Here is a 22,134-nt window from a genome sequence, read left to right as displayed (position 1 = left end):
TCGGCTTCCGCCCTCGACACCGGTTCCGACGGGCTCCCGTGGCCGCCGAGACCCCTCCATTGCTCCGGCGACTGCCGGAATGGTCGCGCGTGCGGGACTCGAACCCGCTTCACCAGCTTGAAAGGCTAGGGGCCTACCCATGACCGAACGCGCGTCTGTGCCGCGAGCTGGGATCGAACGAGCAACCTGCCGCTTAGGAGGCGGGTGCTCTGTCCGCTGAGCCAGCGGGGCAAGTCGGTACGCCGCCAGGGACTCGAACCCTGCACTTACCGATTAAGAGTCGGCAGCTCTACCCCATGAGCTAGCGGCGCTTGAGGTTCGCCGAGGCGAACCATCTCTGGGTGCGCGCAGTCCGACGTCGGTGGTCGTTCGCGCACACAACCTCACACTTCTCGATCTCGGCTTCGATGCGCGAGGCCTTGCGGCCCTGTCCGCTTTCGAGGCGGCACCCGTCACCTGTCGGGTGGCCTCACCAGGAGTTGGGATTGCCGGGTTCGAACCGGCGACCTCCAATCCCCCAGACCGGCGCGCTACCGACTGCGCCACATCCCAATACGTGCCCCCGGCGCGATTCGAACGCGCGACCCCTGGATCCGTAATCCAGTGCTCTATCCCCTGAGCCACGGGGGCATGGTGTTGCCGGGTCTCCCGCTCGACAGGCGGGCGTCCACTCCGCTGGACCGACAGGGCTTGGCCGGCTGATGTGACGGCGTCGTCGCGAGTCCTCGCGAGCGGGCACCTGGTCCTCGTGGTTCCCCCGTAAAGCCGGAGACGGGGCGAGGGACGTGGAATCGGGCGGAGTCGAACCGCCGGCCTCTGCATTGCGAAAGCAGCGCTCTACCAACTGAGCTACGACCCCATGGCCTTGCTACGTGCGCTCGGGGGGAGTCGAACCCCCACGCCTCTCGGCACCGGCTTCTGAGGCCGGCGTGTCTACCTGAGTTCCACCACGAGCGCGTGGTGCCGACGCCCGGTGTCGAACCGGGGACCTGCCGGTTATGAGCCGGCCGCTCTACCACCTGAGCTACGTCGGCATGTAAGAGCCAACGTCCGGACTCGAACCGGCTGCCTGCGAGCTGCCGATCCGGCTCGGCTTCGTGGATCTCGGCGACCTGGCGCATGAGCATCCGGATCGCGTGTTTGATCGGGACCCGGTGCAGCGGTCCCAGGCCGGCGTTGAGGACGAGAACGGCGTCCAGCGGGCCCTCCTTTCTGTCGTGGCCGGTGATCCGTGCGAGCGGACGACGGGGATCGAACCAGCGGCGTGAGTGCCCCGAGCGGGATTCGAACCCGCACTGCGCGCGGTTTGAAGGCGCTGCCTCCTACCAGTTGGGCTACCGAGGCGTGATCCGCAGAGAGCGGTGGCGACGAGTTGAAGCTGCGTCCTCCCGATCCGAAAGAGCACCCGGGAATGGCTGAGCGGTCGGCGGGCACCGACCCCGCTTCTTCGGTTTGGAAGACCGACGTGTCCGCCGAGTTCACCACGACCGCATGGCATTTTGTGCGTAGGCCGTACGGGGCTCGAACCCGTAACCTCCTGGCTGAGAACCAGGTGAGCTGCCAGCTTGCTCCAACGGCCCATGGATCTGGCGGGGATCGCGGGCCGCTCGCCCAGGAATCCGCCTACGCGCCCTCCCTGACTTGAATGGAGTCCTCGGGAATCCACCCCCGTACGCTGCCGGGTACGCCAGGAGGGCATCGGTACGTGGAGTAGAAGGGACTCGAACCCTCGGCCTTCGGCGTGCCGTGCCGACGCTCTACCAGCTGAGCTACAACCCCATGGTCCGGGACCGGGGTGTCGAACCCCGTCTCTCTCGCTCCCAAAGCGAGCGGGTCAGCCGTCTCCCTCGTCCCGGAGGTAATGCCCCCGGCCGGCACGCGCAGGCGCCGGCCGGGGTATTGCTGTGCCATCCACTGTGGAGTTGAGAATCTGCGACGCCGCCGGCCGCAGCCGGGACGAGAAGCAGGGGCGACAGGACTCGAACCTGCAACCTTCGGCTTTGGAGACCGATGCTCTACCAGTTGAGCTACGCCCCTGTGGAGTTTGTGTGCGGGTAACGAAAAAGCCGCCCTGTCCCTGGCGGGGTGGGCGGCTTCGCAGCTTGCGCTGGCGCTATACGCGCCGCCACCCCGGCTTCCAGTTCTGCTCGCTCGCGCACAGGTCGTGGGCTCGCCCGATCGAGGACAGCACGAGACCGCCGCGCGGCATGAACCGCGTGGTTTCGGTGGAGGCGTACTGCAACACGGGGAGCTCCTCGGGTTGGTTCGGTGTTCAATTCACGGTAGGGGCGGCGTCCACGGTTGGCAATGAATATTCCAGAGCCACCGTCATGGAGCTCTGAGCGGCGCCTCAGTCGCTGCGGACCGCGCTGCAGGTCGTTGCAGAGACCGAGGCCGCCTGCCCGCGGGGCAACCTCCAAACCACCTTGGCCGTCACCACGAAGGCGTACGGAGTGTCCGCGCTCAACCCGGTCACCGGGTACGGGGCGCCGGCAGCGTCGACCCGGCGCACGTCGTACCCGGTCACGCCGGCGTCCTTCCACTTCTGGAGCGGCACCACCGTGACGTACCGGGTGACCAGGTCTGGAAGCTCAGCGACCGGCACGACGGGCTGAGCGACCCGTGTACCGGGGTCGGTGGGGGCCGGACCCCACCGACCCGGCCAGGTCATCGGGCACCTTCGGGGCATGCGTCGAAGGTGATCGTGGAGAACTGATGCGGGACGCCGCTTCCTCGCCTAAGCTGCGTCATATATGCATCGATGATGATCAATAGAAGGCGTCGGTGGCCAGGGCCGGTCCAGCCAACCACGGGCCCCGCATTCACCGATTCCGATTGGAGTACCCGATGACCTGGCGTCCAACCATGGCCGCTCTCACCGGCCTGTGCCTGGCGCTCACCACCGCACCAGGCCCCGCCGGCGCCGCACCCGCACCCCCGGCACCTCGGGACGCCGCTCGTGTGAACGTTCACACCTACCCGCTCGCCGGCCCACCCGGCGCGCCCCCCGGGGTCTGCCCGGGCGGCACCGGGTACGGCCCACCACTGCCGGCCAGCTCCGTGTCCGCGACGAAGATCCAGGGCGGGTTCTCGTTCCTCGAAGGACCGGTCTGGATCGCCGACGGCGGCTACCTGCTGATGTCCGACATGGCCGCGGGCACCGGGTCGAACAACGTGCAGCCCTCCACGATCCGCCGGTTCACCCCGCCGGCGACTTTCGACACCTTCATCGCCAACGCCGGCAGCAACGGCCTGGCACTCAGCCCCGACGCCCAGCAGATCATCGCCGCCACCCACGACCAGCGGAACGTCTCCGCATACCGGCTGAGCGACCGGGCCCGCAGCACCGTCGCCGCCGACTACCAGGGCCGGACGTTCAACTCACCCAACGACGTCACGGTCCGTTCCGACGGCGTCGTCTACTTCACCGACCCCAACTTCCAGCGCGGCAACCGACCCGATCAGATGAGCGGACGTACCAGTGTCTTCCGCGTCTCCGGCGGCCAGGTGTCGCTGGTGGACGACCGGCTGCGGCAACCCAACGGCATCGCGCTCTCCCCGGACGGCAGCACGCTCTACGTGGGCGCCTACTCCGAGAACAAGATCTACAAGTACGTCGTCCAGCCCGACGGCAGCACCGGCGCCCGCAGCGTCTTCGTGAACTACCTCGGCGGTCCCGACGGGGTCACCATCGACTGCGCCGGCAACGTGTACTGGGCCTCCGGCTCGGACGGGCTGATCCACGTCTACTCGCCCGCCGGCGCGCAGCTCGGCACGATCCGCTCCGGCGGCACCGGCACCACCAACGTGGCGTTCGGCGGACCCGACCGGCAGACCCTCTACATCACCTCCGGCCGAACGAACGACTCGGGCCTGTACAGCGTGCGGCTCAACGTCCCCGGCTACCCGAACTGACCAAGAACCCCGGGAAGGAAAGCACCCGTGCGGATTAGTCCTCATCAGCTCCGACACCGCGTCCCGCTCGCCCTGCTGATCTGCGCCGGCACCGTCGTGACCGGCGTACCGGCCAACGCCGCGCCGGCCGCACCGGCGACCGGCAGCCAGCAAGCGGCCCGGCTCGCCGCCGACACCAGCCCGCCCACCCGGCCGACCGGCCTGCGCCGCACCCGGCTGACCTGCCAGTCTGTCACGCTCGCCTGGTACGCCTCCCGGGACAACGTCGGCGTCGCCTTCTACGACATCTACCACGACGGCCAGCTCGTCACCTCGGTCTCGGGACGGACGCTGACCGCCACGCTCAGCGTCGTGCAGGGTGTCACCTGGGGCTGGTACGTCAACGCCCGCGACGCCGCCGGCAACGTCTCGCAGGCCAGCTCCACGCTCTCGGTCACCCCGCCGTTCTGCCAGCAGGACACGTCTCCGCCCAGCACGCCGACCAACCTGGCCGCGACTGTCAACGGCACGGCCGTGACCCTCACCTGGTCGGCCTCCACCGACAACGTCGCGGTCACCGGCTACACCATCCTGCGCAACGGTACGGCGGTCGGCTCCACCACCGGCACCGCCGGGAACCCGCCGGCGACCACGTTCACCGACACCGGGCTGACGCCCGACACCGACTACCGGTACACCGTGACCGCCCGTGACGCCCAGGGCAATGTCTCGGGCGCGAGCGTCGCGGTCACCGCGCACACCGGCTCGGGCTGCACGAGCCCGGTCTGCGGCGCCACGGCGATCACCACCGAGAAGGACCTGCCCTGGGGCCTGGTGCAACTGCCCGACGGCACGGTCCTCTACGGCCGGCGCGACCTGTTCGACATCGTCGCCATGAACCCGGACGGCACCGACAAGCACAGCATCGGCACCGTGCCGAACGTGGCCGGCACCAACGGCGAGGGCGGCGTGCTCGGGCTGGCCGTCTCGGCCAACTTCACCACCGACCGCTGGCTGTACATCTACCACACCACCACGACCGACAACCGGATCGTGCGCATCCGCTACGACGGCACGCTGCAAACCAACACCGAGCAGGTGCTCGTCACGGGAATCCCGCGTAACAAGTACCACAACGGCGGCCGGCTGCGATTCGGCCCCGACGGCAAGCTCTACGCCGCCGCCGGCGACGGACAGAACCCGGACGTGGCCCAGGACACCACCAACCTGGGCGGCAAGGTGCTGCGGCTCAACCCCGACGGCACCGTGCCGGCGGACAACCCCTTCGGCAACTACGTGTGGAGCTACGGCCACCGCAACCCGCAGGGACTCGCCTTCGACTCCCAGGGCCGGCTCTTCGAGCAGGAGTTCGGCAACAACGTCGCGGACGAGACCAACATCATCGTCAAGGGCGGCAACTACGGCTGGCCCGCCTGCGAGGGCACCTCCGGCGACTGCGCCAACCCGAACTTCAGGGCCCCGATCCGGACGTACCCGGTGGCCGAGGCCTCGTGCAGCGGCATTGCGATCGTCCGGGACGTGCTCTACATCGCCTGCCTGCGTGGCAACCGGATGTACCGTGCGGAGATCAGCGGCAACACGCTCACCAACATCCAGCAGTACTTCGTCGGGACGTACTTCCGGCTGCGCACCGTCGAACCGACCCTCGACGGCAACCTGTGGCTGACCACAAGCACCGGCGGAGACAAGGACAGCACCCCGAACAACAGCAACGAGAAGATCCTCAAGGTGACCCTCGGAGGGGCGGCGTCCGGCCCCACGAGCTGAGGGCGAGCCGGGAATCCGGCACCGCCAGCCCTCGTAGGGTGCTCGCGTCGCGCGGGCACCCTACGAGCGGTCCGGGCTGGTACTGCAACGGCAGAAGGCGAATCGACTTGAAGTGACCCCCTGACTTGGCATGCCGAGGAGGATCAACTCGATTCAGGGCCGGCCGGCCCGCTCTGAGCACCTGGGCTGATGACCGCTGCTTCGGGCGGTTCAGCGGGTGGGGGTACGCGAACGGCCCGAGCCGGGCGCGGTGCTGGTCGACCGCAAGGTCGGCGGGTCGACCTGGACCCGCTCCGGGCCGGGACCGATCCGCCGGACACTCACCGCTGCGCCTCACAGTCAGTCCAGATCGAGCAGGACCTTGCCCGGCACCCGTCGTTCCCGCAGCGCCTCGATAGCGACCCCGAGGCGACGCCACGAGCCGCGCCAGCCGATCGGCGCCCGCAGCACCCCCTGAGCCACGAGGTCCACCAGCAACGCCAGATCGGCGGCCGGGGCGGTGGTGTCGCCGAAGGACCGTAGCGTCCGGGATGCGCCCGGGACGAAGGTCGAGTTCACCGGAAAGACGGCCGGTTCACCGGAGGCCCAGCCGATGCTGTGCACCACCCCGCCCGGCGCGAGCAGGCCCCACGCGGCCACCAGCTGGGCGCCCCCCACGGTGTCCAGCACCACGTCAACCGGGTCGCCGACACCCTTCAGGCCAACCACCACCTCGTCGGCCCCCAGCGCCGCCAGCCCGTCGCCCCGGGACGCCGACCCGACCGCGGCGATCACGTACGCACCCCCGTGCCGAGCCAGCTGGACGGCAACCCGGCCCACTCCCCCGGACGCCCCGGTGATCAGTACGCGACGCCCGGGCAGCGGACCGGACTCACGCAGCGTCCGCAGCGCGGTGAGGCCGACCATCGGCAGCGCGGCAACCTCGGACAGGTCGACATCGGGGGGTACCACCGCGACGCGGTCCAGGTCGAACACCGCGCGTTGGGCCCACGCGCCCGGCCCGAAGGCGAGCACCAGGTCTCCCACACGGGGACCAGGGCCACTCTCGGCGGCGCGCAGCACCTCTCCGGCGGCATCGTGCCCGAGCACCCGTCCGGCCGGCCAGAGATCGAGGTGACGGATCTCGCCGGCGTTGACGGCGGCGTGCCGCACCTCGACCAGCACCTGCCCCGGCCCGGATTCGGGCTCCGGAACATCGATCACCCGGAACCCGCCGATGGCGTCCGGAGCGGCGACGATCGCACGCATGCAACCTCCTAAGGTCCTCGCTAGGCTCCCGACAGGTGGCCCACAATGGCGACCCTGCCGCTCAGGCCGGAAGGAACGCCACGCGACAGAGCTGCGCGGCGACCCGCATCAGGTCGACGACCCGGCGGGAGGTGAACAGCCGAACAAGCAGCATGGGCCGATTTTCCTATCGAGGAAGTAGGATTTCAAGCCCTGGAGCCAGCCAGCATCGCGTGGCTCCGGACACGTTCGCCGGAATGACTGGTCAACTCCCCTCCTGGAACCAGCGGAGAGCATCTGCGCCAGCCGACACAGCATCACGTCACGCAGCAGCAGAGCGCGGCAACGGATCGCGCGCGGAACGTGACTGCCCTGCGGCGCAGCCAACTGGTTGTCATCGGGGTGCCGCGACCGGCGAGAACGGGGCCGAGCAGGGAGCCGCCGCCGATGCCGCAGATGCCGCCGACGGTACCGACCACTGCGCCAAGGCCGAGGATGGTCCGGCGGGTCAGCGGTTGCCGATCTGGGGTCCCTGAGCGTGCGGTGCGGGCAATCAGCCAGATGCCGGGGATCCTTGTCCATGCGCCCCCGCTCTGGTGGCAGCACCGTTCGAGTCAGGCCGGGCTGCGGAGGGCCCGCTGATGTTGAGCGGGCTCCCAAGGCGGCCGGCCGGGCCCCGAACGTGTGGGCGCTACGCCTGAGGGGTCCGAGTCTGATATGGCCAGGTGCCGGCGGCACGGGCCCGGTCCACCAGTTCGGGTGCCTGGGCGGTGACCTCGATGACGAGCTGTCCTGCATATCCGGCCATCGCTTCCGGGTACGTCTGTAAGGCAGCCAGCAGCCGCCCAACTGCGCTGAGACGTTCGACGGCGATTCGCCAGTCCTGACGGTCGACGGCGAGGGCGGCGGTGAGCAGCAGTGTGTTCGCGTACTCCCAGGCTGCGCGCTGGTCCAGCACGGCCAGATCATGACGGATGGCGTAGGCACGTTCGGCCAAGGGCGCCGCGGTCGCCGTCTGCCGGCGTTCGAGCAGCGCGGCGGCGAGATTGTGCAGGGCCGTGCCGAGGATTCGACGCAGCCGCGGGTGGGCCGCGTCCGCGTCCGCGCAGCGGTCGATCACCTCGGACAGCAGCATGATCTGGTCTTCGTGACGTCCGGTGGCTTCCGCGACCACGGCGGCGTCGACCATGTGGGTGACCGCGTCGGCCAGCGCCTCCCGCTCGGTGGCGGTCCCGCGTGGCAGGCCCTCGTGCCGCCGGACGGCAACGACCACGGACAGCCAGGCAAGGTCCCAGGCGTCGTCGCAGTGGCCGATCCGGTGCCGGAGCATCGCCCGCTGGTAGAGGGCTGCGGACCAGAGGCGCCGGACGTCCCGCCGGGTCGGGTCCGACGTCGCCCCGTCGTACAGGCTCAACTCGTCGGCGAGCTCGGCGAGGACGCGGTCGGCCTCGATGACCTGGTCCGCGTCGGCCAGAGAGATTCCCTGATCGAGCCGGGCGGCACAATCGGCGATCACCGACGGGTCAGCGGGCGGGCGGTTGCCGGGTGCGGGGCCGGTCACGCGCGACTCCGCCGCCAGCCGCGCCGCGAACCCGCCGGCGGTGACGCCGGATGGTGAGGGCTGGGCCAGCAGATCCAGGTAGGAGCGGCGTATCCGCCATGCGCCCGAGTCGGGCACCACCAGGTTTTCCGGCGCGGCTTGTTGCAGCTGCGCCAGCGACGCCTCGATCCGCTCTAGTCGCTTCTGCGCTCCGGAACCCTGGAACATCCGTTCCAGCGAGTACTGTTCGGTCAGCGCCACCCGCATCAGGTCCGGCCGCCCCAGAGTGCTGGCTACCCGCGCGAAGATTCCGAGGGCGTCCGCCAGGTCGATCACGGCGGCCGCCTCGCCGGTGTCGCGGGCGAGTCCACGCTGGAGGTCGACCATCTCGGCGGCTAACGGTCCCAGGACCGAGGGGTCCGTCTCGAGTCGCAGGGTGACCAGCCCAGTCAGTGCCGCGGTCCGAGCGCGGCGGGCGTCGAGGCCGTCGGCGGGCCGGGGCGCGACCAACCGCCACACCCGTTCGACGACATCGCGCCCGCGATCGACGAGTCCGCTGCCGGCCAGGATCTGGCCCGCCTGCACGGAGCGGACCACGGCGTCGGCATGCCGGTCCGGATCGGAGAGCAGATCGCCGGCGAGCGCGATGACCTCCTCGGCCTGTTCCCGCAGCTCAGTGACGTCACCGCCATCGGCGAGCCGCTCCTGAGAGAGGTTCAGGGTGGCGCGGCCGAGAGCATGCAGCAGACGCCCCGGATCGCCGAGGCCACGGGCAGCGGCAACGGCCCGCTCAACGGCCGCCCGGGTGTCCGGGCCGAGACCGGCCCGCGCGGTGATCTCGTCGGCGGCGCTGAGCAGGCGGTCGACCTCGGCAGGTGTGCTCATCACACGTCTGGAGTCACACCGTCGGCAACGGCAGGCCGGCTCACGCAATGCGCTAGTTCAATCACCGACACCTCTAGCCACCTCCAGTGCTGTACGAAGAGTTGCCCTGACCAGCTGCGAAAAGCGCCATTCCCCGAATCGGTGCCCGCACTAAGCACCGCGAGCAGCAGTCAACCGATCATGAAACCCGAGGCGCCGCCCGCACCGGCGAGGCACGCCCCGCGCAACAGCCATGAGCCAGCACGTCGCGATCCGCTCTCATCCAACAGTGACGTGACACGCCGTGAGGGCATGTCGCACTTCTACCAGGAGCCAGAGGAAAGATAAAGAAGATCGATACGGTCTCGCGGATGCCATGAAGTTCTGCGAAGACGCCGATATAACGACATTCGACGCAATCGCAACGCCCATCCGCACGTACAAGCCGTTCGCAGGCGGTCAGGCGCTCATTCCCAGAAACACTGCGTCGCCGCCCTCGCGCATCCGCTCATCGGCAATGAGCAAGCGTGCATCCCAGGGCGATGGCCCGAAGGTCGACGCCTTCGGGCGCGCCGAAGAGGTCGCGGCCCACGCGGCTGCACTGGGCTCGGGCACGCGTCGCTCCTCATCGAGGGGACCAGTACCTGTGGTCCGCCGTTAGCTTCTTCCGATGTTGCGGCACTCACCTCGCCCGCCGGGCCGACTTCCCAAGGCCATCGTCCGGATGCTCGACGTGATGGCGGCGGATGATCCGGCGGAGGCACCCGGGCCAGACGACCCGTACCGCTGCCGCCGACACGGCCAATGATCTTCTACGCCACGGGAGCGTCGCGCCGGGGTGTCCGCGGTTGCAGCAGCGGAGACGCTGCTCGATCTGCGAAGGATCGACGACGAGTTGTTGACAGACCTCGAGGTGTCCAGCCGATAGGGTCACTTCACACCTACGAGAAGATCCACCGAGAGTCCCTGACACACATCGAGGTGTCCGGCCAATAGGGGTCACTTCACTTCGCCTCCTGACGATGGCCGGTCTCCTCGCCTATGCGGTGCTGAGCCTCGGCTTCCTCGTGCTGCAACCCGACCTGCCCGACGACCAGAGTCATTGGCTCGCGGCCATCGCCGACGCCGGCTGGTGCTCGGGCGCCGCGACGCAACTGCTGATCTGGTCACAACTGCCCCTCGCCGTCGGCGCGGTGGGGCTGGCCGCGTGGCTGCGGCCGCAGTACCCGCGCCTGTCGACCACCGGCGTCATCTTCGCGGTGCTCGGCGCCTTCGGTCACACCGTGGTCGGTGGTCTGCAACTCGGTCAGGTCGTCATGGCCGGCGACGTCGACAATCGTGACGCCCACGCCGACCTGCTCGCTGCCCAGTGGGCCTCGCCTCTCATCGCCCCGTTCACGATGCTCGGTGTCCTCTGCACCGTCGTCGGCATCCTGCTGCTGTCCATCGCCCACTTCCGCGCGCGGCTGCAGCCGCGCTGGGCCGGACCCGTGCTGTGGGCCTGGATCGTCGTGGAGTTCGTCGCCGGCGGCATCAGCCCGTGGGCGACGTACCTGTCCGGCATCCTGTTGCTGATGGGTTGCGGTGGCCTGGCCGCGGGTCTGTTCACGGCCGGCCGCCGCGACCACGCTCAGGCGCTCGTCACGGCCTGAACCACCGTCTCCCGCCCGGCGGCCGTGCGGCCGCCGGACCAAGACCTCGGCGCGGGATCAAGACTAGGCTTCAAGTCGGAGCCGTGTCCCGAGCGGCCGCTCCAGCGAGACGATCACGGCGTCCCGGGCACCGCGCCCGCCGAATCAGCTAATTCCCCGCACCGGGCAGTGTGGAACGGAGACGTGAGCGGTGACGATCCGCCAGCCGACGGGCAGGCGTACCCAGGTCTGGGTCTGCCGCCCGGTGGGCATGCCGCCGGCGTACCCGAAGCGGGTGGTCACCACCGCGAGGTCCCGGCCGAACGTGGTTACCGCCGGGTCCACCAGCCGGCGACCGGCCGGCAGTGGCGGCTGCGTGGCCCGCCACTCGCGTTGCTCGTCCAACCCGTACTGGTGGTCGGCGAGGCCGAACCGCACGGTCCGCTCGGAATCCCAGAAGAAGGCGCAGATCCGGTCCGCGTCGCCGTCGACCAGCGCCCGCTCGTAGTCGGCGAAGGCCGCCGTCACCTCGGCCACGACCTCGGTCCGGTCGATCTCCATCCGGTACGTCCCTTCGATTCGTCCGGTCGGGCGTCCGCCAGCCCGGTCGGGAGCCGTGACCTTCCGACCGGGCTCGCCCACTCAGCCGGGCAGGGCGGACGTTCTCCGGTCGGTGTCCGTCCGCTCGCCGGCGAGGTCAGCTCGATCGGGCTGCTGGTCCGGATCACCCTCCTCCGGGTCGGGCTCGCGGGGCGTCGGGCGGCCGAGTGCGAAGACCGCACAGATCACTGCCACGAAGAGGTAGCCGAGTGCCACCTGGCCGTTGGCGTTCCACTCGATCCGCTCGCCGTGGATCAGCCCAATGAACGACAGCACCGCGCCGGAGCCGGCGAAGATCGCGGCTCGGACGAAGCGCCTGTCGATGATGAAGACCACCACCGCGCCGAGCACCAGCCCGGCGAGGATCGCGCCCTGCCCGAGCACCAGCAGCCCGTCGTAGATCACCCCGGCGCCGTTGAGCGCGTCGTCGCCGACCGCCGCGGCGGTGGTGCCGGCCGCGGCCAACGCGTTGTCGATCTGACCGGTAGCCCAGGCCGCGATGTTCGGGATCAGCGCGGCGACCACGGCGGCGGCGTGCGCCCGGGGGGTGGCCTGGAAGGCCTGCGCCCCGATCAGCAGCCCGATGTAGAGCAGGATCGGCACGATGGCCGCCGTCGGGAAGATCGCCCCGAGCAGCCCGAACATGCCGAGGAAGCAGAGCACCGCGATCACCACACCGGTCGCCATCGAGTACCCGCTGCGCCCACCCGCCGCCTTCCAACCCGGGTGCCCGACATAGACGGCGGGCGGGAACGGCGAGCCGAGCGCGGCGCCGATCACCGCTCCCGCACCGTCGGCCAGCAGCACGCTGCGCAGGTTGTAGTTGTCCCCCGCAGTGGCCGCGCTCTCCACGTTGGTCATGCCCTCGGTGAAGTTGTAGACGCCGAGCGGGATCGCCGTCGCCAGCAGCGGCGCCATGTCGGTCAGCCCGGTGAAGAGCAGGTCCAGCTTGAACGAGGGTACGGCGACCGCGATGTCCCGGGCCGCGGCCGTGACGTCCGGTACCGACATCGCCCCGCCGGCCCAGCCGATCGCGGTGCCCAGCAGCAGCGCGGCGAGCCCGATCGGGAAGTTGAACGGCAGTTTCACGTCGGTGAGCAGGCCGATCAGCAGCAGCGCGAAGACCGGCAGGGCGACCCAGGCCATCCGCCACATCTGACCGGCCGGGTTCATCGAGATGAAGGTGATGGAGATCCCGGCGAGGGTGCCGAGCAGCGCGGCCCGGGGCGCGTACCGGCGGATGTAGGGCCCCACGAACGCGCCGATCAGCACGATCACGCCGATGATGAAGGCCCACGCCAGCCCGGCCTCCCAGGCTCGCACCGGGTCCTGGGTACGCAGGTAGATCGGCAGCATGATGACGAAGATGACGATGAACATGTGCGGCACGCTCGGCCCGTACGGCAGAGCGGTCACGTCGGTGCGGTTCTCCCGTCGGGCCAGCCGGCGTGCCAGGTAGGTGTAGTAGATGTTCCCGGCGACCAGGGCGATGCCGAGCGCGGGCAGGATCGTGCCGAACACCTCCCCCTCGGGAAGGTTCACCACGGCGAGGCAGAGTCCGGTCAGGGTGAGCACGTTGACCAGGACGTTGACGCCGAAGCCGAAGAATGCGTTGGTGTCGCCGCGTACCCAGTACGGGAGCGGGGCGACTGTGGGTGTGGTGGAGGCCATGACTACTCCCGGTCAGGATGAGGGCTGCAACACGGGGGTGGCGGGCAGCGCGGCGCGCACCTGCGCCGAGTCGGCGACCCAGCCGAAGATGCCGCCCTGGGCGGCGATCATGTCGAGGCCGACCCGCTGGAACTCGGGAAAGTAGGACCCGACGCAGTCGGCGAGCACGAGGCACTCGTACCCGCGGTCGTTGGCCTCCCGGACTGTCGTGTGCACGCACACCTCGGTGGTGACCCCGGCGACCAGGAGGCTGCGGATGCCCCGCTCGGCGAGCAGGGCGTCCAGGTCGGTGGCGTGGAAGGCACCTTTGCCGGGTTTGTCGATGACCGGTTCGCCGGGAAGCGGCCTCAGCTCGTCGACGATGTCGTGGCCGTACTCGCCGCGGATCAGGATTCGGCCGTTGGGCCCGGGGTCACCGATGCGCATGCTCGGCGCACCTCGACGGAGTTTGACCGGCGGGCAGTCGGACAGGTCGGGCAGGTGCCCCTCGCGGGTGTGGATGATGTTCAGGCCGGCGGCGCGGGCGTCGGCCAGTAGCGCCGCGAGCGGGGCGATGGTGCAACGCAACTGGCCGACGTCGTTGCCGAGGCTCTCACCGAACCCGCCGGGTTCCAGGAAGTCGCGCTGCATGTCGATGACGAGCAGCGCCGTGGTGGCGATGTCGAAGGCGTACGGACCGGGCCGCGCCGTGGCGATGGTCAGCATGGGCGCACCTCACTTGGCCGTGGCGGCGATGACGTCGTCGGATGTGGTGACGCAGCCGAAGACGCCGCCCTGCATGGTGACCATGTGCAGTGCCGCGTCGTGGTTGGCTTTGTCGGTGGCGCCGGTGCAGTCGGCGAGGATGAGGCACTCGTACCCCCGGTCGTTCGCCTCGCGCATGGTGGTGTGTACGCAGACGTCGGTGGTGATACCGGTGAGGATCAGGTGGGTGATGCCCCGGGTCCGGAGGACCAGGTCGAGGTTCGTGGCGTAGAAGGCACCCTTGCCCGGCTTGTCGACGACCACCTCGCCGGGCAGTGGGGCGACCTCGGGCACGATCTCCCAGCCCGGCTCGCCCCGGACCAGGATCCGACCCGCCGGACCGGCCGAGCCGATCTCGGCGCCGATACGCGCCGAGCGCCACCGCTTGTTCGCCGGGAGGTCGGACAGCTCCGGCTCGTGCCCCTCCCTGGTGTGTACGACGAGCATGCCGAGCGCGCGGGCGTGCTCCAGCAGGCGGGCGGTGGCCGGCAGACCGGCCCGGGTGAGCCCGATGTCGTAACCCATCGCGTCGACGTAGCCGCCCGGTCCGCAGAAGTCGGTCTGCCAGTCGATGCAGAGCAGTGCGGTATGCGCGGTGTCCGCCACGCCGTCGTACGGCCACGGATAGGGGTTGGCCGGGACCGGCCCGATGCTGCCCATTCTCTCGCCTCCTGTCGTGATCGCGGTTGTCTGTCCGCCCTATTGCCGGACGGGCGCGCCCCGGTACGCCCGCCATCCGCCGGCGGCGCTGATGTCCTCGGCCGGCGGGCCGGTCGCGTACGCCTCACAGAGGAAGCCGAGCACGTCCCGCCCGTCGTGCAGCCGGACCCAGCCGAGCGAGAGCGGAGCCGGCACCCCGGCCAGCAGCCCACCGACCGCCTGCGCGGGCAGTCGCCACAGTTCGACCTCGATGGAATGGCCGGCGGGCCCGTCCGGCACCACCCGCACCAGACCGGGCAGCCCTTCGCCGTCCGGGGTGTCCATCCGGAACAGCCGGTAGAGCGGAGCGGTGCGGGCGGCGCCGACGAGGAATGCCCCGCGCCCGACCAGCTCGGCGTTACGCGACTCGCCCGCCAGGTGCCGGCCGACGACAGCCACCAGCAGCTCGGCCGCTGCTGGGACGACCTCGACCGCTGCGCCGGGCGCCTCGCCCTCGGTGAGGGTGGCGGCCAGGCGGGCCAGTGTGGTGTCGGTGAACGCCGGGCCGACCAGGGTCAGGCTCGCCGGTCGTCCGGCGCTGGTGAAGCCGTTGGGCACTGTCACCGCGGCCAGGTCGAGCAGGTTCGCGAACTGGGTGTAGCGGCCCAGCATGGCGTTACGCCCGATCGGGTCCTCGGCGATCTCGTCGAGCGTGAACGTGGTGCCGACGGTGGGCACCACCAGCACGTCGATGTCCTGCCAGAGCCGGCCGACCTGCGCGCGCAGCTCACGCAGGCGGTGCTGGCCCCGGAAGGCGTCGACCGCGTCGTGGCGCCGCCCGGTCTCCAGCACGGCCCGGGTGACCGGGTGCACGGAGTCCGGATGCGATCGCAGGAAGTCGTCCAGGGCGACGAGTCGCTCGGCCACCCAGGGCCCGCGGTAGAGCAGGTCGCCCGCGTCGAAGAAGGCGCCGAGCGGCACCGACCGGGTCGACCCGACGAAGGTCCGCAATCGTTGCACCCCCGCAGCGAACCGGACCTCCTGCCCGGTGTCGCCGAAGAACTCCAGGTCTGCTGAGTCGGGCACCCCGAGGCGTAGCGTTCCCGGCATGCGGGCAGCCACCTGCTCCGTCGGCAGCGGACGCCCCCAGGGGTCTGCCGTGGTGACCGCACGGGCCGCGTGCAGCACCTCGACGGCGCCGGCGACGTCGGCGGCGAAGACCGACACGCAGTCCAGCGAGCGGCAGGCCGGGACCACGCCGGCGGTGCTGAGCAGCCCTCGGGTGGGCTTGAGGCCGACGATCCCGTTGAGCGCCGCAGGCACCCGACCGGAGCCGGCGGTGTCCGTACCCAGAGCGAAGCTGACCTGGCCCGACGCCACCGCCACCGCGGAGCCCGAGCTGGAACCCCCGGAGATCAGGCCGCCGCCGAAGACGCTCTGACAACTGCCATACGGCGAGCGGGCCCCGGTCAGGCCGGTGGCGAACTGGTCGAGATTCGTCTTGCCGACGAGCAGCGCGCCGGCGTCGAGCAGTCGGCGCACCACCGGAGCGTCCTGGGCCGCCAGGTACCCGAAGTCGGGGCAGCCCGCAGTGGTGACCAAGCCGGCCACGTCGATGTTGTCCTTGACCGCGAACGGGATGCCGTACAGCGGCAGTGCAGGGTCACCGTGACGGCTCAGCGACCGGGCGCGCTCAAGCAGCCGGTCGGCCGGGACCGTGCTGATCCAGACCGGCTCCCTGTCGCGCCCGGCGAGCCCGTCCAGAACGCGTTCGGCAAGGTCCGCCGGGGTCAGGCTGCCATCGCGGTACGCCGAACGGAGGTCGGAGATCGATCCCACCGGATCTGGCATACAGTCGATTGTCGACTGTCCTGTTACAGCAAACCGCGCGCTACGTAACGACGATATGACGGCGCGTGGCGCGAGCCGTCCGGCCGACCTTGGTGAGCCACACCTCAGCCGAGGTACGAGCGGGCTCCGTGCCCGGTGAGCACCGAGAGCACCTCCTCCGGGTCTCCCCCGACGACAGCCTCGTACAGCCGCTCGTGCCGGTGAACCCCGTCCAGCGGCTGCGCCGTCTCCGCCTCGCGGCGCAGGTTGACTGCCATGTAGAGCTGCAACTTCACCAGGATCGAACCGTACACGGCGGAAAGTTGCCGGTTGCCGGCGAGCGCCACCAGCTCGAAGTGGAACTGCCGGTGCGACTCGGCGACCGCCAAACGGTTGCCGGTCCGGGTCGCCTCCCTCATCCGATCCAGCGTCGCCCGCAAAGCGGCGAGATCGCCCTCCCGGCCGACGGGGATCCCCGCCCGCACCGAGAAACGCTCCAGCACGTCACGCAGCTCGTACAGCTCCCGCACGTCGCGGTCCGACAGTGTGGCTACCCGCACCCCACGCCGGGGCACGTGCTCGACCAGACCCTGCTGGGCGAGCAGTCGCAGCGCCTCCCGCAACGGCGCCCGGCTGATCCCCAGCCGGCGGGTCAGCTGCTCCTCCACCAGGCGTTCACCCGGGTTGCTCTTGCCGCTGAGGATCTCGCGGGTCAGCCGGGAGACGGCGAGGTCCACCAGACTGACGCTCTCCAGCTCACCATCCACAGTCGATGCGACCCCGTCGTTCACTCCGACAAGTCTGCCACCTGCTCCCCGGCGGCCACCCGTCGGCGGCGGTCTGCCGGACATCGGCGGAGTGTCGCCCTCTTGGTGGTCTTGTGGCGGTCCGATTCGGATGACAGCCCGCTTTGTCCTGCCCTGGGGACGCCACGCCCACGATCGCGTGCCAGTGACGCGTAGCGGACGGCGAGAATGTCGTATTCGTGACGGCAACCTGGCGGAGCGTTGGGACACGCCTACGCTGAGCGCACGTTCGTCCGGCGACGCTCCGGAAGGAGCCGTCTCATGCCATCCATCCTCGCCGCCGCTTTCCTCGCGGCCGCCTTGACGGCCGCACCCACCGTCGCCGCGTCTGCCGCGCCCGGCGCTTTGGCCGGCTATCGCATGGTGGACCTCGGCACCCTCGGCGGCGACAGCAGCTACGCCAGCGCCATGAACGACCGCGGCGACGTGGTCGGCCGCGCCCAGGCCGCCGACGGCACCTACCGCGGGTTCCTCTGGCGCCGCGGCCGGATGATCGATCTCGGCGCCTTCAACCCGATCGACGTCAACGACCGCGGCCAGGTCGTCGGCACCCGCGGCGACGGCTCCGGCGGGTACGTCTGGCACCGCGGTGTCCTGCGGCCGCTGGGCGCCCCGTCCACCCTGCCCGTGGCGATCAACAACCGCGGCCAGGTCCTCGGCCGCACCGACGCAGGCGCCGTCCTGTGGACGAACGGCCGTGCCCGGCCCGTGGCCCTCGGCGAGGTGTCCGACGTCAACGACCGCGGCCAGGTCTCCGGCGGGGTGTACGTGCCGGGCGGCTTCCACGCCGCCCTGTGGCACAGTGGCCGGGTCACCGACCTCGGCGCCGGCCCCTTCGACCGCAGCAACACGTACGCCCTCAACGACCGCGGCTGGGTGATCGGCTGGCAGTTCTCGGCCCAGCAGTTCGAGCGCGGCATCCTCTGGCGGCACGGCCGCGCTCTGGACGTCGGCACCCTCGGCGGCAGCTTCACCCAGCTGCGGGCGATCAACAACCGCGGCGAGATCCTGGCCAGCTCCCAGGCCACCGACGGAAGCGTCCGCCCGGCGCTGTGGCGGCGCGGCATCCTGCACGACCTCAGCCTCGCCGGGGTCAGCACGGACGGCGAGGTCGTCGACCTCGATGACCGCGGCCGCATCGCCGCGTCGATCCGCCCGGTCTGGGGTGTCAGCCGCGCGGTCGTCTACCACCCGCGCTGACGGGGCCGGTCCCACCGGCACGTGGATGGCACGGCGACGAAGGGATACTAAGACGGTGATCTCAATGGAAGCCGCCCGAAAGACCGCCGAACAGTTCCTGGACGCCGAGGTCAGAGGACGCTTCAGTCATCCCGTGGTCATCGTGGACTACGCCGTCGAGGATCTCGGCGAGGTGTACGTCTTCCCCTACAACGGGAAGGCGTACGTCGAAGCTGATGACTGGCATCAGGCAATGGCCGGCAATGTCCCCGTCGTGGTGGACAAGCGAACGGGCCAAGCGCGCTACCTGAGCCGTGGCGACGAGGGACAGCATTGGCTCTAGGGCATCCGGTGACGCCAGAGCAACCTGCTACGAGCGCCAGACCAGTAGCTGTGAGCGGTTTCGCCCACAGCACCACTGGGGCAGCGGGCCACCAGTCATTCCGAGTCATCGACCCAATCCATGCTGGGGTCCTCTTCGTCGGGTGTTCCAGCGTTGCCCAAAAGTGGCCGGAAAGATCGCTGGGGAACACCTCGTCTGCCACGTACCGCTCCTCTGCCTCAAGCCCATCTCCGCCGTGAGTCCGCACATCGTGGAACGGGCCTGCTCCCCGGCGTCAACGTCGGTCCCGGGCGGGATGCGTCGGCGGGCTTGCTGTGCGGGTGGCTGCATGGCCACCTTCCGATCCGTAGCTCCGGCGATGAGGCCCGGTCAGGCTGCCAGCGCCGCCGACCGGCAGCGGGAAGCCGTCGCTCACGTGGCGAAGATGGCGCCGGACGCGCTGCGCTCCCACGATCTACGGCACTCCTACGCCACCGAACTGGTGTCACGCGGGGTTCCGGTCAACGACGTCCAGGCGGTGATGGGCCACGAGAAGCCGTCGACCACGCTGAACCTCTACACCCACCGGTCGGACGGGCGGGATCAACGCATCCGGGAAGCGTTCGCTGACGATCCGCTGACGCCCAACGACAACTGACGATGGAATCAGCAAGAGCCACCCTCTCGCGAGGGTGGCTCTTCTGCGTATATCTGTGGTGGGCGATACTGGGATCGAACCAGTGACCTCTTCGGTGTGAAACAGGACGCTGCACCGACTCTGACCTGCGGAAACGAGAAGCCGCAGGCCGGGGTGGGTGCAGTTGCGCACCGTTGGGTGCCGTTCGGTGCGGTTGAGGGCCGTTCAGTGCACCCTGTTGCTCCCAACCTGCTCCCCCAATCCCGGGCCCGTGACCGGGTTGCTGCAGCCAGGCTGGAACGGGCGTCCTACAGGTCGTTCGTCAGAGATCGTGGCCGCTTACCCGAGCGGCCTTGGCTGGCGTCGGCGCCGGTTAGCCGCGCCCCGCGTACCGCTCAGACCACCGCGGGCTGGGCTTCGGTCGCCACCCTGCCGACCAGCACGATCCGCTGCGGGTCGAGCAGGAGGCAGCACGTGACGAGCCAACGGGCCAGTTCGTCGACGCGCTGGCGAAACTGCTCGCCGGGCGTCCAGATCGCCTCGGTCGTGACCAGCGAGCCGTACACCGGTGCCGGATCGAGGTCAAGATCCCGTTCAGCGTGCTGCCCGACAACATCTACTCCGGAGGACGGGGGCGCGCCGGTCAGAGCGTCGCAAGCACCCCGGCCAGAACGACCAGGCAGCACCCGATCTCGATCATCCCGACCTGCACAGGGCGGAGCCGGCGTGCCGGCAGCAGCGCGGCCCGGAGCAGGAGCAGCAGGAAGACCGGACCGAGCAGCACATCCAGCAGCCAGACCACGGCGGTCAGGGCGAGCACGTGGTATCCGATGGAGAGACGGAGGAAGCGACTGTCACCGCGTTGCCGGATCATCGTCTTGACATAGAGGACAGTGCCGAACAAGTAGAGCAGGAGCACTGCGAAGGCCGGGGTGACCCGGGTGACGGACACACCGGCGATGGTCGCCGCGACGAAGACCAGCAGGCAGCTCTGCGCCACCGAGGCCAAGTCGTTGAGCAGTGCCCGTTCCCGGCGATGCCAGGCGTATCCGGCGTTGACCGCCAGCAGCGCGGCGTAGCCCGGGGCGTACCAGAGGACGGCGGGCCGGGCGAGCGCCACAGTCGCCGCGAGCGGCGCCGCCAACAGGCCGTACACCAGCAGCTGGGGGGTAAAGCGGCTCGGCCGACGGCTCTTGATCGCCTGGAAGGCGTAATACGACAGCAGGTAGCCGGTCAGCCAGGCGCCGAGCAGCGGCAGGTGCGGCCAGCGCGGGCCGGCCAAGGCCACCCCCACGGTGTACGGCAGCAGGAGCATCGCCCACGCGCCGTGCTGGGGTGGGACGAACTGGCGCACGCGGCGGCGGCGCGTTACCGGGCGGTCGGCTACGACAGCGGTGTTCATGGTGGTCACCGGACCTCGAACAGGCCACGGGCGCCGCGCTCGGCGTCGACCATGGCGTGACTGACGAACGGGTAGTGCCCGGCTGCGGGGAAGACCGTCTCCACGAAGCCGCCGCCGGCCGGGGTGAGGGACAGCACCTGTGCTCCACCGGGGTCGGTCGGCCGGTTCTCCCAGTGCCCCTCCCGGTAGACGGTGTCGAACTGGGCGCCGACGATGTGGAACGAGCTGTCTCGGTTGGGGCCGGCGTCGAGCAACCAGACTCGGACCCGTTCACCGGCCCGGGCGGGCAGCGGACGGTGCGCGTACTGGGCGGGGTAGCCGTTGAAGACGACGGCGTCGGGGCGCTCCGCCTGCATCGCGGCCAGGTCGCCGGGCTCGCCGTCCGGGCCGAGGTAGAGCTCGGACTGGACGAGCACGAACTCGCGATCGACGCGGGGCAGGTCGGGCGGGTCGACGATGACCGCACCGTACATCCCGTTACCGATGTGGTGCAGCATCGGCATGGTCGAGCAGTGGTACATCCAGATGCCGGCGCGGGTCGTGGTGAACCGGTAGGTCAGCCGCTGCCCGGGGTCGATCGGGCGCATCACCTCGTCCGGGGCGACGGCACCGGCGTGGAAGTCGATGCCGTGGTCCAGGGTGCTGTCGTTGACCAGGGTGATCTCGAAGGTGTCGCCGACCCGGCCGCGCAACACCGGGCCGGGCACGGTTCCGTCGAAGGTCCACAGCCGCTGCCGTACCCCGGGCGCGACCTCCCGGACGACTTCCCGGACGTGCAGCTCACGCCGGTGCAGCCGGCCGGGCGGCACGGGCGGAGCGGTGGCGTCCCGGGCGACGAAGGCCGCGCCAGGGTCGGCCATGGCATCGAGGCGCGGCCTCGTTCCCTCCGTCGCCGCGGCCGTCCCTGTCGGAGCGGCCACCGTGGCCCCCGTCGGGACGATCCGCAGTGTCATGCCGGCCTGCCGGTGGGCGGGCAGGGAGCACCAGCCCTCCACCGTCGCCCCGATCACGCCGGCGTCCAGCCGGGCGTCGCCGCCCCGCGTCAGCAGCGGTGTCTTCGCTCCGGAGGCCAGGACGAGGTCGTGGCGGCGGTTGTCCCGGTTGGTCAGCTCGATGACCAGTCGATCACCCCGGGGCACGTCGATCCGGTCGGGGTGGAAACGCATGCCGTCGGCGACCACGGTGACCGTGGTGGTGTGCCCGGTCGGGGTGACGGCGGTGGCGGCGGCGGGGACGGGTGCGTCACCGGAGACGCGTTGGGCGGCGACCCCGACGAGGACGGCGACGAGGACGAGGGCGAGACCCGCGGCTGCTCCGCCGAGCGGGCGGGGCACGGGGGCGTCGGTGCGCGCGGACACGG

The 22,134-nt window shown here is 70.2% G+C and carries 20 protein-coding genes and 12 tRNA genes; 8 read left to right on the top strand and 24 right to left on the bottom strand.

Annotated features, from left to right (window positions below; genetic code table 11):
• Positions 1 to 80 precede the first annotated feature (80 nt).
• The 7 genes from FHU28_RS12230 to FHU28_RS12200 all read right to left on the bottom strand — a co-directional run bounded on the left by FHU28_RS12230 (position 81) and on the right by FHU28_RS12200 (position 1,034).
• A tRNA-Glu gene (locus tag FHU28_RS12230) sits at positions 81 to 154 on the bottom strand.
• Positions 155 to 238: 84 nt separating this feature from the next.
• Positions 239 to 311, bottom strand: a tRNA-Lys gene (locus tag FHU28_RS12225).
• 168 nt (positions 312 to 479) lie between these two features.
• Positions 480 to 552, bottom strand: a tRNA-Pro gene (locus tag FHU28_RS12220).
• A gap of 5 nt (positions 553 to 557) precedes the next feature.
• Positions 558 to 630, bottom strand: a tRNA-Arg gene (locus FHU28_RS12215).
• Between the two features lie 156 nt (positions 631 to 786).
• Positions 787 to 859, bottom strand: a tRNA-Ala gene (locus FHU28_RS12210).
• Between the two features lie 14 nt (positions 860 to 873).
• Positions 874 to 957: transfer RNA gene (locus FHU28_RS12205), tRNA-Leu, on the bottom strand.
• A gap of 1 nt (position 958) precedes the next feature.
• Positions 959 to 1,034 (bottom strand) — tRNA-Met (locus FHU28_RS12200).
• A gap of 63 nt (positions 1,035 to 1,097) precedes the next feature.
• Between FHU28_RS12200 and FHU28_RS12195 the strand changes: the two genes are divergently transcribed.
• A complete protein-coding gene (locus tag FHU28_RS12195) occupies positions 1,098 to 1,268 on the top strand; it encodes a hypothetical protein (protein WP_184683764.1) in 171 nt (56 codons plus the stop codon).
• Between the two features lies 1 nt (position 1,269).
• Here the strand turns inward: FHU28_RS12195 and FHU28_RS12190 are convergent.
• The 6 genes from FHU28_RS12190 to FHU28_RS32570 all read right to left on the bottom strand — a co-directional run bounded on the left by FHU28_RS12190 (position 1,270) and on the right by FHU28_RS32570 (position 2,245).
• A tRNA-Leu gene (locus FHU28_RS12190) sits at positions 1,270 to 1,344 on the bottom strand.
• Between the two features lie 74 nt (positions 1,345 to 1,418).
• Positions 1,419 to 1,491: transfer RNA gene (locus FHU28_RS12185), tRNA-Gly, on the bottom strand.
• 15 nt (positions 1,492 to 1,506) lie between these two features.
• Positions 1,507 to 1,580: transfer RNA gene (locus FHU28_RS12180), tRNA-Glu, on the bottom strand.
• Between the two features lie 126 nt (positions 1,581 to 1,706).
• A tRNA-Ala gene (locus FHU28_RS12175) sits at positions 1,707 to 1,779 on the bottom strand.
• A 185-nt stretch (positions 1,780 to 1,964) separates the two neighbouring features.
• Positions 1,965 to 2,037 (bottom strand) — tRNA-Trp (locus FHU28_RS12170).
• Between the two features lie 76 nt (positions 2,038 to 2,113).
• On the bottom strand, positions 2,114 to 2,245 hold the full coding sequence (locus FHU28_RS32570) for a hypothetical protein (RefSeq protein ID WP_260413721.1): 132 nt from the start codon (positions 2,243 to 2,245) through the stop codon (positions 2,114 to 2,116).
• Between the two features lie 208 nt (positions 2,246 to 2,453).
• On the opposite strand from FHU28_RS32570, the gene FHU28_RS33250 reads away from it, so the two are divergent.
• The 3 genes from FHU28_RS33250 (at position 2,454) to FHU28_RS12155 (ending at position 5,682) form a co-directional block, all read left to right on the top strand.
• Positions 2,454 to 2,615: a hypothetical protein gene (locus FHU28_RS33250; RefSeq protein ID WP_376700867.1), complete on the top strand. Its 162-nt coding sequence runs from the start codon at positions 2,454 to 2,456 to the stop codon at positions 2,613 to 2,615.
• Positions 2,616 to 2,847: 232 nt separating this feature from the next.
• Complete coding sequence (locus FHU28_RS12160) at positions 2,848 to 3,915, top strand: SMP-30/gluconolactonase/LRE family protein (protein ID WP_184683762.1); 1,068 nt, start codon at positions 2,848 to 2,850, stop codon at positions 3,913 to 3,915.
• A gap of 27 nt (positions 3,916 to 3,942) precedes the next feature.
• Positions 3,943 to 5,682 carry a PQQ-dependent sugar dehydrogenase gene (locus FHU28_RS12155; RefSeq protein ID WP_184683761.1) on the top strand — a complete coding sequence of 580 codons (1,740 nt, stop codon included), beginning with the start codon at positions 3,943 to 3,945 and terminating at the stop codon, positions 5,680 to 5,682.
• A gap of 339 nt (positions 5,683 to 6,021) precedes the next feature.
• On the opposite strand, the gene FHU28_RS12150 is transcribed toward FHU28_RS12155, so the two are convergent.
• Both FHU28_RS12150 and FHU28_RS12145 read right to left on the bottom strand, forming a co-directional pair.
• Positions 6,022 to 6,930 carry a zinc-binding dehydrogenase gene (locus tag FHU28_RS12150; RefSeq protein WP_184683759.1) on the bottom strand — a complete coding sequence of 303 codons (909 nt, stop codon included), beginning with the start codon at positions 6,928 to 6,930 and terminating at the stop codon, positions 6,022 to 6,024.
• Between the two features lie 670 nt (positions 6,931 to 7,600).
• Positions 7,601 to 9,382, bottom strand: a complete 1,782-nt coding sequence (locus FHU28_RS12145; protein ID WP_184683757.1) for a hypothetical protein — start codon at positions 9,380 to 9,382, stop codon at positions 7,601 to 7,603.
• Between the two features lie 953 nt (positions 9,383 to 10,335).
• Between FHU28_RS12145 and FHU28_RS12140 the strand changes: the two genes are divergently transcribed.
• Positions 10,336 to 10,965 (top strand): hypothetical protein, encoded by a 630-nt coding sequence (locus FHU28_RS12140; RefSeq protein ID WP_184683755.1) that lies wholly within the window; start codon positions 10,336 to 10,338, stop codon positions 10,963 to 10,965.
• Between the two features lie 144 nt (positions 10,966 to 11,109).
• Here the strand turns inward: FHU28_RS12140 and hpxZ are convergent, their stop codons facing one another.
• The 6 genes from hpxZ to FHU28_RS12110 all read right to left on the bottom strand — a co-directional run bounded on the left by hpxZ (position 11,110) and on the right by FHU28_RS12110 (position 17,219).
• Positions 11,110 to 11,505 (bottom strand): oxalurate catabolism protein HpxZ, encoded by a 396-nt coding sequence (hpxZ, locus tag FHU28_RS12135; RefSeq protein WP_184683753.1) that lies wholly within the window; start codon positions 11,503 to 11,505, stop codon positions 11,110 to 11,112.
• Positions 11,506 to 11,586: 81 nt separating this feature from the next.
• Complete coding sequence (locus tag FHU28_RS12130) at positions 11,587 to 13,215, bottom strand: SulP family inorganic anion transporter (RefSeq protein ID WP_260412907.1); 1,629 nt, start codon at positions 13,213 to 13,215, stop codon at positions 11,587 to 11,589.
• 12 nt (positions 13,216 to 13,227) lie between these two features.
• Positions 13,228 to 13,920, bottom strand: coding sequence for a cysteine hydrolase family protein (locus tag FHU28_RS12125; protein WP_184683751.1), 693 nt, complete (start codon positions 13,918 to 13,920; stop codon positions 13,228 to 13,230).
• A 9-nt stretch (positions 13,921 to 13,929) separates the two neighbouring features.
• The gene (gene biuH / locus FHU28_RS12120) at positions 13,930 to 14,619 is read right to left on the bottom strand and encodes a biuret amidohydrolase (RefSeq protein ID WP_184683749.1); all 690 of its coding nucleotides are present in this window, start codon (positions 14,617 to 14,619) and stop codon (positions 13,930 to 13,932) included.
• 39 nt (positions 14,620 to 14,658) lie between these two features.
• Entirely contained in the window at positions 14,659 to 16,449 is a 1,791-nt protein-coding gene (gene atzF / locus FHU28_RS12115) for an allophanate hydrolase (protein WP_184683747.1), read from the bottom strand.
• Positions 16,450 to 16,553: 104 nt separating this feature from the next.
• Positions 16,554 to 17,219 carry a GntR family transcriptional regulator gene (locus FHU28_RS12110; protein WP_311773570.1) on the bottom strand — a complete coding sequence of 222 codons (666 nt, stop codon included), beginning with the start codon at positions 17,217 to 17,219 and terminating at the stop codon, positions 16,554 to 16,556.
• Positions 17,220 to 17,495: 276 nt separating this feature from the next.
• Here FHU28_RS12110 and FHU28_RS12105 point away from each other — a divergent pair, with 276 nt between their 5' ends.
• The 3 genes from FHU28_RS12105 (at position 17,496) to FHU28_RS12095 (ending at position 19,393) form a co-directional block, all read left to right on the top strand.
• Complete coding sequence (locus tag FHU28_RS12105) at positions 17,496 to 18,434, top strand: hypothetical protein (RefSeq protein ID WP_184683743.1); 939 nt, start codon at positions 17,496 to 17,498, stop codon at positions 18,432 to 18,434.
• 64 nt (positions 18,435 to 18,498) lie between these two features.
• Positions 18,499 to 18,756 (top strand): YrhB domain-containing protein, encoded by a 258-nt coding sequence (locus FHU28_RS12100; RefSeq protein WP_260413412.1) that lies wholly within the window; start codon positions 18,499 to 18,501, stop codon positions 18,754 to 18,756.
• Positions 18,757 to 19,114: 358 nt separating this feature from the next.
• A complete protein-coding gene (locus tag FHU28_RS12095; protein ID WP_260412906.1) occupies positions 19,115 to 19,393 on the top strand; it encodes a tyrosine-type recombinase/integrase in 279 nt (92 codons plus the stop codon).
• Positions 19,394 to 19,767: 374 nt separating this feature from the next.
• On the opposite strand, the gene FHU28_RS32560 is transcribed toward FHU28_RS12095, so the two are convergent.
• From FHU28_RS32560 to FHU28_RS33055, 3 genes are all read right to left on the bottom strand, one after another.
• On the bottom strand, positions 19,768 to 19,938 hold the full coding sequence (locus FHU28_RS32560; RefSeq protein ID WP_225980475.1) for a hypothetical protein: 171 nt from the start codon (positions 19,936 to 19,938) through the stop codon (positions 19,768 to 19,770).
• 77 nt (positions 19,939 to 20,015) lie between these two features.
• Positions 20,016 to 20,774, bottom strand: a complete 759-nt coding sequence (locus tag FHU28_RS12085) for a YwiC-like family protein (protein WP_116511761.1) — start codon at positions 20,772 to 20,774, stop codon at positions 20,016 to 20,018.
• Positions 20,775 to 20,779: 5 nt separating this feature from the next.
• The gene (locus tag FHU28_RS33055) at positions 20,780 to 22,132 is read right to left on the bottom strand and encodes a multicopper oxidase domain-containing protein (protein WP_116509091.1); all 1,353 of its coding nucleotides are present in this window, start codon (positions 22,130 to 22,132) and stop codon (positions 20,780 to 20,782) included.
• Positions 22,133 to 22,134 lie beyond the last annotated feature (2 nt).

The organism is Micromonospora echinospora, from assembly GCF_014203425.1.
Classification (GTDB): domain Bacteria; phylum Actinomycetota; class Actinomycetes; order Mycobacteriales; family Micromonosporaceae; genus Micromonospora; species Micromonospora echinospora_A.
Note: the sequence above shows the minus strand (reverse complement) of the source record. Positions and strands in the feature narration are given on the sequence as shown.

Coding starts and splice junctions, on each gene's coding strand:
- FHU28_RS12160 (WP_184683762.1), top strand. CDS start 2,848: ATGACCTGGCGTCCAACCATGGCCGCTCTCACCGGCCTGTGCCTGGCG.
- FHU28_RS12150 (WP_184683759.1), bottom strand. CDS start 6,930: ATGCGTGCGATCGTCGCCGCTCCGGACGCCATCGGCGGGTTCCGGGTG.
- FHU28_RS12140 (WP_184683755.1), top strand. CDS start 10,336: ATGGCCGGTCTCCTCGCCTATGCGGTGCTGAGCCTCGGCTTCCTCGTG.
- hpxZ (WP_184683753.1), bottom strand. CDS start 11,505: ATGGAGATCGACCGGACCGAGGTCGTGGCCGAGGTGACGGCGGCCTTC.
- FHU28_RS12130 (WP_260412907.1), bottom strand. CDS start 13,215: ATGGCCTCCACCACACCCACAGTCGCCCCGCTCCCGTACTGGGTACGC.
- FHU28_RS12125 (WP_184683751.1), bottom strand. CDS start 13,920: ATGCTGACCATCGCCACGGCGCGGCCCGGTCCGTACGCCTTCGACATC.
- biuH (WP_184683749.1), bottom strand. CDS start 14,619: ATGGGCAGCATCGGGCCGGTCCCGGCCAACCCCTATCCGTGGCCGTAC.
- atzF (WP_184683747.1), bottom strand. CDS start 16,449: ATGCCAGATCCGGTGGGATCGATCTCCGACCTCCGTTCGGCGTACCGC.
- FHU28_RS12105 (WP_184683743.1), top strand. CDS start 17,496: ATGCCATCCATCCTCGCCGCCGCTTTCCTCGCGGCCGCCTTGACGGCC.
- FHU28_RS12100 (WP_260413412.1), top strand. CDS start 18,499: ATGGAAGCCGCCCGAAAGACCGCCGAACAGTTCCTGGACGCCGAGGTC.
- FHU28_RS12095 (WP_260412906.1), top strand. CDS start 19,115: ATGAGGCCCGGTCAGGCTGCCAGCGCCGCCGACCGGCAGCGGGAAGCC.
- FHU28_RS12085 (WP_116511761.1), bottom strand. CDS start 20,774: ATGAACACCGCTGTCGTAGCCGACCGCCCGGTAACGCGCCGCCGCCGC.